General features: G+C 71.7%; 15 protein-coding genes and 1 riboswitch. Of the genes, 4 read left to right on the top strand and 11 right to left on the bottom strand.

All coding sequences use genetic code 11. The features are described from left to right. The 7 genes from NYZ98_RS19115 to NYZ98_RS19085 form a co-directional block, all read right to left on the bottom strand. A complete protein-coding gene (locus tag NYZ98_RS19115; RefSeq protein WP_262844172.1) occupies positions 1-1,446 on the bottom strand; it encodes a S8 family peptidase in 1,446 nt (481 codons plus the stop codon). Between the two features lie 205 nt (positions 1,447-1,651). Further along, positions 1,652-3,775, bottom strand: a complete 2,124-nt coding sequence (glgX, locus tag NYZ98_RS19110) for a glycogen debranching protein GlgX (protein ID WP_262844171.1) — start codon at positions 3,773-3,775, stop codon at positions 1,652-1,654. 352 nt (positions 3,776-4,127) lie between these two features. After that, entirely contained in the window at positions 4,128-4,556 is a 429-nt protein-coding gene (locus NYZ98_RS19105; RefSeq protein ID WP_262844170.1) for an OsmC family protein, read from the bottom strand. A 40-nt stretch (positions 4,557-4,596) separates the two neighbouring features. Continuing rightward, positions 4,597-5,364 (bottom strand): ABC transporter ATP-binding protein, encoded by a 768-nt coding sequence (locus tag NYZ98_RS19100; RefSeq protein WP_262844169.1) that lies wholly within the window; start codon positions 5,362-5,364, stop codon positions 4,597-4,599. Next, positions 5,361-6,215, bottom strand: a complete 855-nt coding sequence (locus tag NYZ98_RS19095; RefSeq protein WP_262844168.1) for an ABC transporter permease — start codon at positions 6,213-6,215, stop codon at positions 5,361-5,363. Before NYZ98_RS19095 ends, NYZ98_RS19100 begins: the two co-directional genes overlap by 4 nt. Before the next feature lie 40 nt (positions 6,216-6,255). After that, positions 6,256-7,248: an ABC transporter substrate-binding protein gene (locus tag NYZ98_RS19090; protein WP_262844167.1), complete on the bottom strand. Its 993-nt coding sequence runs from the start codon at positions 7,246-7,248 to the stop codon at positions 6,256-6,258. Continuing rightward, on the bottom strand, positions 7,245-8,390 hold the full coding sequence (locus NYZ98_RS19085; protein ID WP_262844166.1) for an agmatinase family protein: 1,146 nt from the start codon (positions 8,388-8,390) through the stop codon (positions 7,245-7,247). The genes NYZ98_RS19090 and NYZ98_RS19085 overlap by 4 nt, the downstream gene beginning before the upstream one ends. Before the next feature lie 48 nt (positions 8,391-8,438). After that, positions 8,439-8,540, bottom strand: a riboswitch (guanidine-I (ykkC/yxkD leader). Positions 8,541-8,709: 169 nt separating this feature from the next. Here NYZ98_RS19085 and NYZ98_RS19080 point away from each other — a divergent pair. After that, positions 8,710-9,588 carry a LysR family transcriptional regulator gene (locus NYZ98_RS19080; RefSeq protein WP_262844165.1) on the top strand — a complete coding sequence of 293 codons (879 nt, stop codon included), beginning with the start codon at positions 8,710-8,712 and terminating at the stop codon, positions 9,586-9,588. Positions 9,589-9,613: 25 nt separating this feature from the next. On the opposite strand, the gene NYZ98_RS19075 is transcribed toward NYZ98_RS19080, so the two are convergent. The 3 genes from NYZ98_RS19075 to NYZ98_RS19065 all read right to left on the bottom strand — a co-directional run bounded on the left by NYZ98_RS19075 (position 9,614) and on the right by NYZ98_RS19065 (position 12,253). Further along, on the bottom strand, positions 9,614-10,090 hold the full coding sequence (locus NYZ98_RS19075; protein WP_262844164.1) for an SRPBCC domain-containing protein: 477 nt from the start codon (positions 10,088-10,090) through the stop codon (positions 9,614-9,616). Then, on the bottom strand, positions 10,090-10,425 hold the full coding sequence (locus NYZ98_RS19070; protein WP_262844163.1) for an ArsR/SmtB family transcription factor: 336 nt from the start codon (positions 10,423-10,425) through the stop codon (positions 10,090-10,092). The genes NYZ98_RS19075 and NYZ98_RS19070 overlap by 1 nt, the downstream gene beginning before the upstream one ends. 145 nt (positions 10,426-10,570) lie before the next feature. Beyond that, the gene (locus tag NYZ98_RS19065; RefSeq protein WP_262844162.1) at positions 10,571-12,253 is read right to left on the bottom strand and encodes an acyl-CoA dehydrogenase family protein; all 1,683 of its coding nucleotides are present in this window, start codon (positions 12,251-12,253) and stop codon (positions 10,571-10,573) included. 111 nt (positions 12,254-12,364) lie between these two features. On the opposite strand from NYZ98_RS19065, the gene NYZ98_RS19060 reads away from it, so the two are divergent. From NYZ98_RS19060 to NYZ98_RS19050, 3 genes are all read left to right on the top strand, one after another. After that, entirely contained in the window at positions 12,365-12,892 is a 528-nt protein-coding gene (locus tag NYZ98_RS19060) for a sigma-70 family RNA polymerase sigma factor (protein ID WP_262844161.1), read from the top strand. Positions 12,893-12,894: 2 nt separating this feature from the next. Next, a complete protein-coding gene (locus tag NYZ98_RS19055; RefSeq protein ID WP_262844160.1) occupies positions 12,895-13,842 on the top strand; it encodes a maleylpyruvate isomerase N-terminal domain-containing protein in 948 nt (315 codons plus the stop codon). 81 nt (positions 13,843-13,923) lie between these two features. Then, the gene (locus tag NYZ98_RS19050; RefSeq protein ID WP_262844159.1) at positions 13,924-14,784 is read left to right on the top strand and encodes a DUF1707 SHOCT-like domain-containing protein; all 861 of its coding nucleotides are present in this window, start codon (positions 13,924-13,926) and stop codon (positions 14,782-14,784) included. A gap of 76 nt (positions 14,785-14,860) precedes the next feature. On the opposite strand, the gene NYZ98_RS19045 is transcribed toward NYZ98_RS19050, so the two are convergent. After that, positions 14,861-15,484, bottom strand: coding sequence for a GOLPH3/VPS74 family protein (locus NYZ98_RS19045; protein WP_262844177.1), 624 nt, complete (start codon positions 15,482-15,484; stop codon positions 14,861-14,863). Positions 15,485-15,493 lie beyond the last annotated feature (9 nt).

Here is a 15,493-nt window from a genome sequence, read left to right as displayed (position 1 = left end):
TCACAGGCCGTTGGTGTAGAGGAGCCGGTCGGGGGTGTCGGCGGGGACGGCGGTGAGGGTGGTGGTGGCGTTGTCGACGAGCCAGTTCTGGAGGGTGGCGGTGGGGGTGTCGCCGTGGGCTTGTTTGTACAGGGCGGCGACGCCGGTGACGAAGGGGGCGGCGTAGGAGGTGCCGTCGCCGGTTTTGGTGCCGGGGGCGGTGGTGCCGGGGGTGGCGGAGATGATGTCGAGTCCGGGGGCGAACAGGTCGACGCAGGGGCCGGTGTTGCTGAATTCGGCGGGGGTGTCGGTGATGGTGGAGGCGGCGATGGTGAGGACGGCGGGGGCGCCGGCGGGGGAGACCTCGCAGGCGTCGCCGAAGCTGTTGCCGGCGGCGGCGGCCAGGAAGACGCCGGAGCGGGTGAGTTCGTTGGCGGCTTCGTTGACGGCGGGGGATTTGGCGCCGCCCAGGGAGGCGTTGGCGACGGCGGGGCGGATGGCGTTCTTGGCGACCCAGTCGAGTCCGGCGATGATGCCGGAGAAGGCTCCGGCGCCTTTGCAGTCAAGGACGCGGACCGGGGCCAGGTGGATGTTGCGGGCCACTCCCCAGGTGGCGCCGCCGACGATGCCGGCGACGAAGGTGCCGTGTCCCAGGCAGTCGGTGGTGCCTTTGCCGTCTTTGATCACGCTGTAGCCGGGGGTCAGGCGGCCGGTGAACTCGGCGCGGGAGGCCGAGATGCCGCTGTCGAGGATGTAGGCGGTGATCCCGGTGCCGTCGTGGGCGACGGTGAAGGAATGGTCCAGGGGCAGCCGCCGCTGGTCGATGCGATCCAGACCCCACGACAGCGTCGGCGCCCCACGCCCCGCCGCCCAGGGCACGGCGGGCCCCCCGCCCCCCGCACCCCGCCCCGCACCCGGCCCTCCGCGATCCCGCCAGGCGGCGGGTGCGCCGTGGTCTGGTGCCTGGGGGGTGGGGGGGTGGTCGCCGAAGGCGCGGACCAGGCCGTCCTCTTCGACCGCGGCGACCTCGGGGTGGCCCAGCACCTCGTTGACCTGTTCGGGGGTGAGTGTCGCGGCGAACCCGTTGAACACGCTCTGGTACACGTACAACGGCCGTACCCCGGTCGGGATGATCACATCGGCCGCCAGCCCGCCGGGGCGCAGCCGGATGATGTACCGGCCCGGGATGGCGCTGCCCGCCGGGGCCCGCGACACCGTCACCCGCCCCCCGGTCTCCCCGCCCGGCACCCCCGGTGCACTCGGCCCGCCCGGCCCGCCTGGCGCACCCGGCCTGCCCGGTCCGCTCGCCGCCCCCGGTCCGCCCGGCACCCAGGGGGCCTCGCTTCCGCCCGGGACACCTGGTGCGCCCGGTCCGGCCGGCATGTCGGGGGCGGCGGGCAGGCCCGCGACGAGCGAGCCGAGCAGGACCGCCGCACCCGGTATCCGGGTCCACGTTCCCCTGCTCACATGGGTCCTGATGGTGGGGCGGATGGTCATCGCGTCCCTCTCGCAATCGGCTGCCGTGGCTGAGCGCAACCACTGATCATGGAATCTAACGATCAGTTACCCCCACCCGGCCAACGCTACTCTCTGTAAACACCTTGATCGGGTCACCCGTCCGCCGACCACCCTCAAGGAAGGGAGCGGGGACCAGGAAGAGAGGAGGGACGGCTCAGGGGGTGGCGGTGGAGCGGAGGATCTGGATGGAGCGGTTGGTGACCGGGAGGGGTTTGCCCGGAGGCCAGATCTCGCCGGTGGACCGCTCGTAGTCGGGTCCCTCGTCGCCGGTGTCGAGTACGGCCTGCCAGCCGGGGCCGAACTCCGGTCCCGGCAGGGAGAACGTGATGTCCTCGTGGTGGCCGTTGACGACCAGCAGGAACGAGTCGTCGGTGATGCGCTCGCCGCGCGGCCCCGGCTCGCTGATGGCCTGGCCGTTGAGGAACACGGCCATCGCCTTGCCGAACCCGCTGTGCCAGTCGCCCGAGGTCATCTCCGTGCCGGACGGGGTGAGCCACACGATGTCGCGGACGTCGCCCTCGGGGGAGGTCCCCTGGAAGAAGCGGCGGCGGCGGAAGACGGGGTGCTTCCTGCGGAACCTGGCCAGCGTGCGGATGAAGTCCAGCATGTCGGACTCGGACCCGAGCAGCGACCAGTCGACCCAGGAGATCTCGTTGTCCTGGCAGTAGGCGTTGTTGTTGCCGTGCTGGGTGCGGCCGATCTCGTCGCCGTGCAGCAGCATCGGCACGCCCTGGGACACGAACAGGGTGGTGAGCAGGTTGCGGCGCTGCCGGCGGCGCAGCAGGACGATCGCGAGGTCCTCGACCGGCCCCTCCACCCCGCAGTTCCACGACCGGTTGTCGTCGGTGCCGTCGCGGTTGTTCTCGGCGTTGTCCTCGTTGTGCTTGTCGTTGTAGGACACCAGGTCGGTCAGGGTGAAGCCGTCGTGGCAGGTGACGAAGTTGATCGAGGCGACCGGCCGGCGCCCGCTGTTGGCGTACAGGTCGGAGGAGCCCGCGAGGCGTGAGGCGAACTCGGGGAGCACCGACGGGCTGCCGCGCCAGAAGTCGCGCACGCTGTCGCGGTACTTGCCGTTCCACTCGGTCCACAGCGGCGGGAAGTTGCCCACCTGGTAGCCGCCCGGGCCGACGTCCCACGGCTCGGCGATCAGCTTCACCTGGGAGATCACCGGATCCTGCTGGATCAGGTCGAAGAACGACGACAGCCGGTCCACGTCGTGCAGTTCGCGGGCGAGGGCGGCGGCCAGGTCGAACCGGAAGCCGTCGACGTGCATCTCCGTCACCCAGTAGCGCAGCGAGTCCATGATGAGCTGCAGGGCGTGGGGCGAGCGGACGTTCAGTGAGTTGCCGCAGCCGGTGTAGTCGAGCATGAGGCGCCGGTCGGTGTCGAGCAGCCGGTAGTAGGACCGGTTGTCGATGCCCCGGTAGGCCAGCATGGGCCCCATGTGGTCGCCCTCGGCCGTGTGGTTGTACACCACGTCCAGGATGACCTCGATGCCCGCCTCGTGCAGGGCCTTGACCATCGCCTTGAACTCCAGCACCTGCCCGCCGCGCTGCCCGGCGCTCGAATAGGCGTTGTGCGGGGCGAGGAAGGAGATCGTGTTGTAGCCCCAGTAGTTGGTGAGGCCGCGCGCGACCATCGCGTGCTCGGGCACGAACTGGTGCACCGGCATCAGCTCCACCGCCGTCACGCCGATGCTGCGCAGGTGGTCGATCACCGCGCGGTGGCCGAGGCCCGCGTAGGTGCCGCGCTGCGCCTCCGGCAGCGCGGGGTGCCGCATGGTCAGCCCGCGCACGTGCGCCTCGTAGATCACGGTCTCGTGGTACGGCGTGCGGGGGAGGCGGTCGCTGCCCCAGTCGAAGAACGGGTTCACCACCACGCTCTTGGGCATGTGCGGGCCGCTGTCCTCGGTGTTGCGGTGGCCGGGGTCGGCGAACTCGTAGGCGAACAGCGAGCGGTCCCAGTGCACCTCGCCCTCGACGGCCTTGGCGTAGGGGTCGAGCAGCAGCTTGGCCGGGTCGCAGTGGTGCCCTGAGGAGGGGTCGTACGGCCCGTGCACGCGGTAGCCGTACCGCTGGCCGGGCATGATGCCGGGAAGGTAGCCGTGCCAGACGAAACCGTCGACCTCGGGCAGGTCGACGCGGGTCTCGGTGCCGGCGTCGTCGAAGAGGCAGAGTTCGATCCGCTCGGCGACCTCGGAGAAGAGCGAGAAGCTCGTGCCCACGCCGTTCCAGGTGGCGCCCAACGGGTACGGCTCTCCGGGCCAGACCTCACGCATGTAGCCTCATTGTGGTCGTGGAACGTCCGCGGTGCAGCTCGATCGCGTGCCTTGTCTCCTGGCGTGATCCGGTGCCAGGCCAGCTCCTCTCCGGTGGAGGCTCCGTTGCCACGTTCCCTGGATGCATACGTTCCGGCTCTACTGTCGATATTAGGGCCGTGACCCCGATTTGCCAGATCTTTTGCACGTCTAGGGGTGCCTATCCCACAGATCACGGCAACTTCCGCCACGAACGCTAGACACCCATTGAAACGGATATATGACCTTATATCCATACAAACGGGCGTAAAGCCCGGGGCGGGAACGAAGCGGCCCCCGCGTGACAGGCGCACGCGGGGGCCGGCACGGGTCGTCAGCCGATCAGTTCGGCGTTCAGCGTGATCGTCGTGCCGGTGAGGGCCTTGCTGACCGGGCAGTTGGCCTTCGCGTTCTCGGCGGCGGCCTGGAAGTCCTCGGCCGAGAGGCCGGCCACCTGGGCGCGCACCGACAGCACGATGCCGGTGATGCCCTCGCCCGGCTGGAAGGTCACGTCGGCCTTCGTCTCGACCTGCTGCGGCGGCGTGCCGGCCTGGGCGAGCCCATGCGACAAGGCCATCGAGAAGCAGGAGGAGTGCGCCGCCGCGATGAGCTCCTCGGGGCTCGTCTTCCCGTTCGCCTGCTCGGCCCGCGAGGCCCACGAGACGTCGAACGTCCCGACCCCCGAGGTGTCGAGCGAGACGGTGCCCGAACCGTCGAGCAGCGCGCCCTTCCACTGGGTCGTCGCGGTACGTGTCGTCGCCATTGAGATCATCCCTTCGGTACGGAACTCGTCGTAGCCGAACCTACACGCGCGCCTGGTGAGCCCGGTGCTCGGCTCGTACGAGATCCTCCACCTCCGCGCGCAACGCGAGGAACGCCGGCGAGCGCTTGTCCTCCAGCGACCGGGCGGTGGGCAGGCCGACGGTGAGGTCACGGGCGATCCGGCCGGGGTCGCACGACAGCACCAGCACCCGCTGACCGAGGAACACCGCCTCCTCGACGTCGTGGGTGACCATGATCACGGTCGTCGCCACGTCCTGCCACACCTGGCGGATCAGCAGTTGCATGTCCTCCTTGGTCTGCACGTCGAGCGCGCCGAACGGCTCGTCGAGCAGCAGCACGCGCGGCGAGCAGGCGAGCGCCCTGGCGATGGCGACCCGCTGCTGCTGCCCGCCCGACAGCCGTCCCGGTAGCGCCGAGGCGAACGGGGCCAGGCCCACCTCCGTGAGCAGCCGGCCGACGTGCTCCTCGCGCCGCTCGCGAGGGACGCCCAGCGACTCCAGCCCGAAGGCGACGTTGCGCGCCACGCTCCGCCACGGGTACAGCGACGCCGTCTGGAACACCAGCCCGCGTTCGGGGCCGGGGCCGGTCACCTCCCGCCCGTCCAGAAGCACCCGTCCGGAGGTCGGCGAGGTCAGCCCGGCGACCATCGACAGCAAGGTCGACTTCCCCGACCCGCTCGCGCCGACCACGCACACGAACTCGCCGGGCGCGATCGTGAGGTCCAGGTCCGCCAGCACCGGGACCCCGGGCTCGAACTCCTTGCCCACCCCTTCGAGGCGCAACGTCATGCCGCCCACCTTCCGACGCGTGCGCGCACCAGGCGCAGCGTGATGTCGATCGTCAGGCCGATCAGCCCGATGACCACGAGGATCGCGAAGATCCGGTCGGTCTGCAGGAACCGCTGCGCCCGGGTGATCCGGTAGCCGAGCCCGGAGGTCGCCGCGATCAGCTCGGCCACGACCACGAAGTTCCACGCGGCGGCGGCGTTGACCCGCATCGCGTCGATCATGCCCGGCAGCGCGTACGGGAAGACCACCCGCGAGGCGACGCGCACGCGGCCCGCCCCGAGCGTCGCCGAGACCTCAAGGAGCCGCCGGGGCACCTGCCGTACGACGTCGGCGGTCATCAGCGTGTTGAAGAAGACCACCCCGAGGACCAGCAGCGCGACCTTGGACGCCTCGCCGATGCCCAGCCAGATGATGAGCAACGGGATGAACGCCGAGGCCGGCAGGTAGCGGAGCAGGCCGATGACCGGTTCGAGCAGCGCCTGCGCCCAGGGGAGCGCGCCCATCGTGAACCCCAGCGGCACCGAGATCAGCACCGCGAGCAGGAAGCCGAGCCCGATGCGGCCGAGGCTCGCCCCGAGGTCGGTCCACAGGGAGCCGCTCGCCGCCATGTCGGTCCCCGCCGCCCACACGGCGGCGGGGGAGGGCAGGAAGGTGGGGTCGACCAGCCCGCTCGCGCTGAGCGCCCACCACGCCGTGACCGGCCCGGCCACCGACAGGGCGCGCAGGGCCCAGGCGACGCGGGCGGGCACGGCCGAGTTCAGCGGCCGGATCCGCCGCCCGGGCCGGGAGCCGCCCGGCGCGGCCGCTTCCGGGGCGGCGCCGGCCTCCGCGGCGGCGGTCCGGCCCGTCATGGCCGGACCGCCTGGACGGATCGCGGGTGAAGCCGGCCGGTCATGGCTGGACCGCCTGGACGAACTTCGGTTCGAGCAGGCCGTCCAGGGACGGGGCGGTGTCGACGAGCTTGCTGGCGACCAGGAAGTCGGAGATCTGCTTGGCACTGGCCGGCAGGTCATCGGCGAACGCCGCCCGGTTCCGCTCCAGCGTGAAGATCGTGGTGCCCTTGTCGTAGGTCTCGTAGTCGGCGACGCCGACCCCCGCGCGCTTGGCCATGATCTCAAGGGCCTTGGGCCGGTTGGCCCCGATCCAGGCGAGGGTGTCGAACCAGGTGTTCACCAGCGCCTGCACGGTCTTGGCGTCGGTGTCCACCATGTCCCTGGTCACCACGAGGTGGTCGGGGATGGCGCCGGGGAAGTCGGAGGAGGTGGCGATCGCGGTGCTGCCCGGCCGCTTCAGCGCGGTGGTGGTGAACGGGGCGAAGACGCCCACCGCGTCCACCCGGCCCGCGACGAACGCGGCGGCGGCCGCGTCGGTGGGCAGCGGCTGGAACTTCACGTCGGACTCGGTGAGGCCGGCCTTGCGCAGCGCGAGCAGCAGCAGGTAGTGGTCGACGGTGCCCTGCTCGGCGGCCACCGTCCTGCCCTTGAGGTCGGCCACGCTCTTCAGGCCGTCACGGGCGATGATCTGGTCGTTGCCGGTGGAGTTGTCGTTGACCAGGACCACGGTCTCCTTGGCGCCGCCGGCGGCCGAGGCCAGGGTGTCGTTCAGGGTCTGGCTGTTGGCGTCGATGTTGCCGGTCGCCAGGGCGTTGAGGCTGTCGGTGTAGCTGTCGAAGTACTTCAGCTCCACCTCGACGCCGTTCTTGGCGAACAGCCCCTGCTCCTCGGCCACCTGCCAGGGGAACCAGCCGGGCCACGCGCTGAAGCCGAGCTTGACCTTGGACACGGCGGCGGCGGAGGCGGTGGGGGCGGCGGCCTTCTCGCCGGCGCAGGCGGTGCTGAGGACGAGCAGGACGGCGGCGGGCAGGATGAGGCGCCTGAGTGTCATGCGGCTCCCCTCTCGGGCTTCTGGGGCGTGGCGGGGGGCTTCGGGAGGTGGCCGGCGCGGACGAGGCACCCGAGGGTGTCGCAGATGACGCGGGTCGCGATGAGCGCGGTGATCTCGGCGTGGTCGTACGGCGGAGCGCACTCCACCACCTCGATCCCGGCGAGCGGCTTGGCGCCGGCGATGAGCTGGATGAACTTCAGGACCTCGCGGGGCAGGAACCCGCCCGGCTCGGGCCAGCCGGTGCCCGGCACGAACGCCGCGTCCAGGCAGTCGACGTCGAACGACAGCCACACGGCCTCGGCGCCGTTCCAGGCGACCTCAAGGGCGCGTTCGGCGGCGGCCTCGATGCCCATCTCGACGCAGTCGGTGACGGTCATGATGGTGGTGCCGCGCTCCCTGCCCACCTTCACGCCGGGACGGGGCGCCTGCCAGCCGCCGATGCCGATCTGCACCAGGTTCTCCGGCGGCACGTTCGGGATGTCGGTCGCGTGGAACCACGGCGTGGTGTGCATCCGCTCGTCGAGGTCGGTCTCCTGCGTGTCGACGTGCCGATCGAAGTGAATGATGCCGACATTTCCGGAAACGTGTTGGGCGATGCCGCGGACCGTCGGATAGCCGATCGAATGGTCGCCGCCCAGCACGACGGGGAAGGCGCCGCTCTCGTAGACGTGCGACACCGCCTTGCTGATCTGGTCGAACGTCTTCTCGATGTTGGCGGGGATGGTGAAGATGTCCCCGAGGTCGGCGATCGTGATCGACTCGCGCAGGTCCACGCCCAGCTCGAAGCTGTACGGCCCGTACAGGGCCGAGATCTTGCGGATGCCCTGCGGGCCGAAGCGCGTACCGGAGCGGTAGGTCGTGCCGCCGTCGAAGGGGGCGCCCAGCACCGCCACGTCGAACTCGCCGCAGCGCCGCACGTCCTCCAGGTAGGGCGCCTTCAGGAAGGTGTTGATCCCGGCGAAGTGCGGGAGCTCTCCCCGGGAGAAGGTCGGGATCGTCCGGTCGACGATGGAGTCCGCGCCCGGCAGGCCCAGCTCCAGCCCCCGCTCGATCTCCCGCTGGTGCATGGTCTGGGGAAGCCCGGCCTCGCGTTCGACGGCGTAGCGGGCCTCGGGTCCGTAGTTGTCGTGGAGGTGGCCCACGGCACTCCCTTTCGAGAACGCCCCACTCAGGAGGCAGCCGACATGACTGTCTCCCGGGTTTTTGTCCCGCCGTGGAACGGCCTCGGCCGTCTGCACCTCTCGGACCAGCCCCTCACCGGCCGGGAGGGCGGAACCCTAGGTGCGCCCCACCGCACAGACGGTGAGTCCCTCTCATGACATAGCCAGGCTGTTACCCCTGGGTTTCCCGCCCGTAGCGGCTGGGTGACGTACTACGCACCGGGCGCCGGGCGGGGTGCTCGAAGCATCCGATACCCGACCCGATTACGCACGCGATACCGCGCGGGTATCGTTCCCGGTAATGGACCTACGCGTGCTTCGCTACTTCGTGGCCGTCGCCGAGGAACGCCACTTCGGACGCGCCGCCCTCCGCCTGCACATGACCCAGCCGCCGCTGAGCCGGGCGATCAGGCAACTGGAGACCGATCTCGGCGCCGTCCTTCTGCACCGCTCGTCCACCGGCGCCACGCTCACCGCCGCCGGCGTCGCGCTGTACGAGGAGGCGCGCACGCTGCTGGAACGGGCCGAGCGGGCCCGCGCCAGGGTCGTCGCCGCGGCCGGCACCGTCACCATGACCATCGGCACGCTCGCCGACAGCGCCGAACAGGCCGGCACGCGCCTCGCCGCCGCGTTCCGCAAGCGTCACCCCGGAGTCCGCGTCCGGATCCGCGAGGCCGACTTCACCGACCCGACCACGGGCCTGCGCGCCGGGCTCGTCGACGTCGCCATCACCCGTGCGCCGTTCGACGACACCGGGATCAGCACCCACGTACTGCGCTCCGACCCCGTCGGGGTGGTCCTGCGCACCGACGACCCGCTCGCCCGCCGAGGCACCCTGCGCCTGCGCGACCTCGCCGGCCGCCAGTGGTTCCGGCTGCCCGAGGGCACCGATCCCATCTGGCACGCCTACTGGACCGGCACCACGCCGGCCGGAGAGCTTCGCGACGGGCCCATCGTCCGCACCGCCCACGAGTGCCTGCAGGCCGTCCTCTGGAACGGCACGATCGGCCTGACGCCCCTCGCCCACGCCCTGCCCGAGGGCCTCACGTCCGTCCCGCTGACCGACATGCCGCGCAGCCGCCTGGTCGTCGCCTGGAACACCGACAACGCCGACCCGCTCGTCCGCTCCTTCACCCGCATCGCCACCTCCGCCTACCGCTCGGTGCCCCCTGCCACCTGAGTCCGGCGACGAGGCGGGGTGATCTTCACCGCGTGGGCCTGCTCTCCGCGAGCACGGCGAGCTGCTTGGTGACCAGGCCCCAGCCGTCGAGGAAGCCGAGTTCCTCGTGGCGGGCGCGGGCGGCCGGATCGCCGTGCCGGACGATGACCCGGTAGTCGGTGCCGTCCGGGTGATCGCTCAGCGTGATCTCGGCCGTCATGGGCACCGGAGCGGGACTCGCGGGGCGCCAGGCGCTGTCGATCGCGTTGGTGAACACGATCCGCTCGAGTTCGTCGACGACGAGGAAGCTCGCGTCTATGTGCGGGAAGAAGTCCACCCCGTCGTCGCTCAGCCGCGTCACGAGTCCGCCACCGGGCCGGACGTCGAGGCGGTCGACGCGGCAAACGCTCGGCGCGGGGATCCACCACTTCTCGAAACTGGACGGATCGGTCCACGCGCTCCACACCGCGGCGCGGGGGGCGCGGATGACCCGCTGCAGGGTCAGGTCAAGATCGGGGTTCATCATTGATTCTCTTTCTGATCGGTGACAAGGAGTTCGAGCCGGTCGGTGCGCTCTTCCCACAGCCGGCGCTGCTCGGCGAGCCAGCCGTCGACCAGAGCGAGCCGGTCGCGGTTGAGCACGCAGGTGCGCACCCGGCCGAGCTTCACCGTGCGGATCAGCCCGTTCGCCTCCAGCGTCCGCACGTGCTTCATGAAGGAGGGAAGGGTCATCGGGAACTCGGCGGCGAGATCACCCACACTCGCCGGGCCACGGCCAAGACGCCGGATGACGCCCCGCCGCGTCGGGTCGGCGAGCGCGACGAACACACCGTCGAGCTCCACCGAATACTGTGCCATGCGGCTAAGTATGCCCGAACGCAAACACTTAGCGCAAGAGCAAAGTATTCACGTCGTCCCCTGCGTCGGTACGCGCGGGCTGCCCGCCGTGGCTCGTGCGCGGCGGGTGGTCCGGGTGGGTTCGTCCGGACCACCCCGGCCTCGGCTAGGCGATCTTCATGGTGGCTCTGTCGATGATCGAGTCGAGGTCCAGGCCGGAGGGGAGGGTGCCGAAGGCCAGGCCCCGGCCGGGGTCCAGGCGGGAAGCGCAGAAGGCGTCGGCGACGGCGGGGTGGCTGTGCCTGACCAGCAGGGACGCCTGCAGGACGAGGGCCAGGCCCTCGACGACCCTGCGGGCACGGTACTCGATGGTGGCGGTGTCGGTCAGGGAGTCCTTGGCCTCGCGGATGGCGGCGTCCAGGCGGTGGTCCCCGCCCGCGGCGAGGCCCACCTCGGTGAAGAAGGCGTCGAGGGTCTCGGGTTCCTTGGCCGTGGATCGCAGCACGTCCAGCGCCGCGACGTTCCCCGACCCCTCCCAGATCCCGTTCAGCGGGGACTCGCGGAACAGCCTCGGCATCTGCGACTCCTCGACGTACCCGTTGCCGCCCAGGCACTCCAGCGCCTCGGCCGCGTGCGCGGGGGCCCGCTTGCACACCCAGTACTTGGCCGCCGCCAGCGCCGTGCGGCGCAGCGCGCCCTCGCCGGTGTCGCCGCGGATCGCCTTGTCGGTCGCGCCCGCCAGGCGCACCATGACCGCGGTGGCCGCCTCGGACTCCAGCACCAGGTCGGCGAGCACGTTGCGCATCAGCGGCTGCTCGGCGATCTCCCTGCCGAACGCCTTGCGGTGCGAGGTGTGGTGGACGGCCTGCGTCACCCCGTACCGCATGCCGGCCGCCGAGCCGATGACGCAGTCGAGCCGGGTCATGTTCACCATCTCGATGATCGTGCGCACCCCCCGGCCCTCCTCGCCGACCAGGAACGCGACCGCGCCCTCGTACTCCACCTCGGCCGAGGCGTTGGACCTGTTGCCGAGCTTCTCCTTCAGCCGCATGATCCGCATGGCGTTGCGCGAGCCGTCCGGCAGCACGCGGGGGAGCAGGAAGCACGACAGGCCGCCCGGGGCCTGCGCGAGCACGAGGAAGACGTCGCACATGGGCGCGGAGTTGAACCACTTGTGGCCGGTGATCGCGTACGTGCCGTCGCCGAGCGGTTCCGCCTTGGTGGCGTTCGCGCGCACGTCCGAGCCGCCCTGCTTCTCGGTCATCGCCATCCCCGCCAGCGCCCCCCGCTTGGCGGCGGCCGGCCGCAGGCCGAAGTCGTAGTTCCGCGACACCAGCAGGGGCTCCCACTCCGAGGCCAGGGCGCGGGTGTGCCGCAGCGCGGCCACGCTGGCGTACGTCATCGAGATCGGGCAGCCGTGCCCGGCCTCCACCTGGGACCAGACGTAGAACTTCGCCGCGCGGGCGACGTGCGCGCCCGGCCGGGGCGAGGCCCACGGGGTGGCGTGCAGGCCGTGCCCGACGGCCACCGCCATCAACTCGTGCCACACCGGGTGGAACTCCACCTCGTCGATCCGGTTCCCGTACCGGTCGTGGGTGCGCAGCACCGGAGGGCACTCGTTGGCCAGGCGGCCCCACTCCTGGGCCCTGGCCGACCCCGCCAGCGTCCCGAGGGTGCGCAGCTCGCCGAGCGCCCAGTCGGCGTCCTCACGTTTCACTCCCCCAACGAGGGCAGGGTCCGCGGACACATCGTGACCGGTGAGCGGGGGGACCTGGTTGAAGACGTCGTGCGTCAAGGGAGCCTCCGGGCGGGTCGACGCGTGGTTGTCCGTTTTCGCTGCGCGCTTCATGATGCGCGCTTCTTCATCCATCTCAACATTTCCCAGGAACAGTGGGATGCTCGGGTCGCGAACCGAGGAGGGGTGGGGCCGGTGGAGGCGCCTGGATCAACCGACGACCGGTTGCTTCACCAACGCGTCGTCGGCGGGGACGCGAGCGCCCTGGGCGAGGTGCACGACCGGCTGTACCCACTGGTCCTCGGGCTCGCCATGCGGGTGACCCGGGACCGGGTGGTCGCCGAGGACATCGTCCAGGAGGTCTTCGTCACCTTCTGGGAGCGCCCGCTGGCCTTCGACCCCGACCGGGGCTCGCTGCGGTCGTGGCTCGCGACCATCGCCCACCGGCGCGCCGTCGACCACGTCCGCACCGAGGAGCGCCACCGCGTGTCGGCGCTCGGCCCCCGCATGGCCGAGCCGGAGCCGAGCCCCCTGGAGGACTGGGTGCTCGCCGCCGACGAGGCCGCCCGGGTGCGCGTCGCGGTCAGCAAGCTCCCCGGGGGGCTGCGCGAGGCCATCGAACTCGCGTACTACCGTGGCCGTACGTATCGTCAGGCGGCCGAGGAACTCGGGCTGCCCGAGGGCACGGTCAAGTCCCGGATCCGCCTGGGCCTCCGCAGGCTCGCCGACGAGCTCGCCGAGAAGGAGGTGTGACGATGGAACACCTTTCGCGGCCGGGAGAGGAGGTCCCGGGGACCTCCGACCCGGTCACCCGCCTGCGTCTCGACGTGACGTCCGAGACGGAGTCGATCACCGGCGCGCCCTCGGGCGCCCGGGCGCGGCTCCTGACCGCCGCCCGCTCGGCCCGTCGTCCCGCCGTCACCACGGGGTTCGTCTCCTCCTTCGCGGGCCGGGTCGCCGCCATGGACGCCCTGCTGGCCTCCGCCTCGCCCGCCGACTGGACCCAGAAGATCGTCGAGGGCTGGACGCTGCAGCAGCTCGTCGCCCACCTCGCCGCCACCGACAGCCTGGTCGCCGCGGCGATCGGCGCCCCGGTCGCGGGGCCGCCGCTGGCCGCCAACGAGGTCCTGACCCGCACCGCCGACATGATCGCCTACGCCGACGGCCTCACGCCCGAGCGCACCCGCGCCGACTGGCTGGACCAGGCCGAGGCGATCTACGCGCACGCCGCCCCGATGGAGCCGTCGACGCCCATCGATCCCGGCGGCATGAGCTTCCCGGTGGCCGACCACCTGCTCGCCCGCATGCTGGAGACCTGGATCCACACCGACGACGCCGCCAAGGTCCTCGGCCGTGCCCTGCCGCGCCCGATCACCGAGCACATCCGGCCGACCGCCGACTTCTGCGCGCGGCTGCTGCCGTGGACGATGCTGCTGTCCGGGGTGGACGGCGGGGACCGCGCCGTGCGGCTCACGCTCACCGGCCCCGGGGGAGGGGCATGGCACGTTCCGCTCGACGTGGCCCGCCCCGCCACCCCCGACGACGGCTCGCCCGCGCACGCCGCCATCACCTGCGACGTGGTCGCCTTCTGCTTCATGCTCGGCGGCCGGGGCGCCCCCGCGACGTTCCCCGCGCAGTTGGAGGGGGACGCCGAACTGGCCCGGCTGGTCCTCGCGACCGCGCCCGCCCTGTCCGGGCCCTGACACCATTCCCTCCGACCGGTCCTCCCGGTTTCCTCCTTACGGAGGATCGGACCGGCGGGAAAGGCGCGCTAGATTCGTGTCATGAACGATCCGGGTGGGATGCGCGCCTCGGACGCCGAGCGTGAAGCCGTGGTGGAACAGCTCAGGGAGGCGTCCGTCGACGGCCGTCTGACGCTGTCGGAGCTGACCGAGCGCACCGAGGCCGCCTACCTCGCCGTCACCCACGCCGAGCTGGCCCAGGTCACCGCCGACCTGCCCGGCGGCGCGAGCGTCCCCCGCGGAGCCGCGTCCCCGGCCTTCCCCGCCGCCCGGCCCACCGGCAGGAGCCGGCGCTGGTACGTCGCGGTCATGGGCGACACCAAGCGGCGCGGCAAGTGGAAGGTCGACCAGGAGATCGGCGCCGTCGCGGTGATGGGCGACGTCACCATCGACCTGCGCGAGGCCGAAGTGCGCTCCAACGAGATCGACATCGTCGCCACGGCCGTGATGGGCGACGTGAAGATCATCGTGCCGGACGGCGTGGACGTCGACCTCAGCGGGGTCGCGATCATGGGCGACAAGAAGGTGAACGTCATGGAGGCGCCGCCCGGGCAGAACGTCCCGGTGGTCCGGGTCCGCGCGTACGCGGTGATGGGCGATGTCAAGATCATCGGTGACTCCCACGCCGAGCCGATCAAGCGGTCGTTGTTCGCCTGGAGCGAGTGGTTGCTGGAACGGCGGGCCGACCTGCGCTCGGAGACCCGCGAGGGCCTGCGCTCGCTGCGGGAACATCACCGCGAGCTGCAGCGCGGCCACCACGACGCGATGCGCGACCTGCACCTCGGCCTGCGCGAGCAGCGCCAGCAGGCCCGCCAGTACCGCCGGGAAGGCCGCCGCGGCGGCCCTCCCATGCCCCCGCCACCCCCCGAGCCCCCGTACCCGCCGTACCCGCCCCGCCCGTAGGACCCGGCGGTCCGTGGGGAGACCCGTCCAGCCCGTGGGACCGGCCGGTCGGTGAGGTCCGGCCGGTCCGTGGGGGTCAGCCAGCGGCCGCCGCCGCGGCGGCCTGGATGGCCTTGCGCAGGGCCCGCGGCACCGGGGCGACCACCTCCGACAGCTCGTCGCTCCGCCCGCGCACGGCCCGCCACTGAGCGCGGGGCCGTACGGTCCTGAGCCGCACCGTCGCCGCCAGGGCGGCGAGCGCCGCGTCCCTCGGGTCCAGCCGTGCGGCGGGCTGCCCGCCGCGCAGCGCGGTCGAGGCCGTCGAGACCAGGCCCTTCACCACGCGCGTGTCCCGTACGCTCACCTTGGTCGTGGGCAGGACGCCGAGGAACCGGCCGTGCTCCACGCGGATCCAGCCGCCGGACTCCAGCCGCTCGCGCACCCCGCGCACGGTGGCGCGCGAGCCCTTGCTCACCCAGTGCTGCCAGCTGCGGCGCCGCGAGTGGGCGATCTGCTGCAGGACGCCGTCGAGCAGGGGGTCCGACAGCGCCGGCGTCCGCACGACCGGGCCGCCGGTCGCGTCGGCGAGATGGCCCTGGATCATCAGCTCCGCCAGGACGGCGGCCCGGATGAGCAGGTCGAGATGCCAGCGTTCGGCCATCTGTCCCCGCTCGGTGTCGTAGGCGAGAAGATAGATCCGCTCGTACAGCGACTCTGGCATCTCCACCGG

It is taken from the genome of Sphaerisporangium corydalis (assembly GCF_025506355.1).
GTDB lineage: Bacteria > Actinomycetota > Actinomycetes > Streptosporangiales > Streptosporangiaceae > Sphaerisporangium > Sphaerisporangium corydalis.
This window is presented reverse-complemented; position numbering and strand designations above follow the sequence as displayed.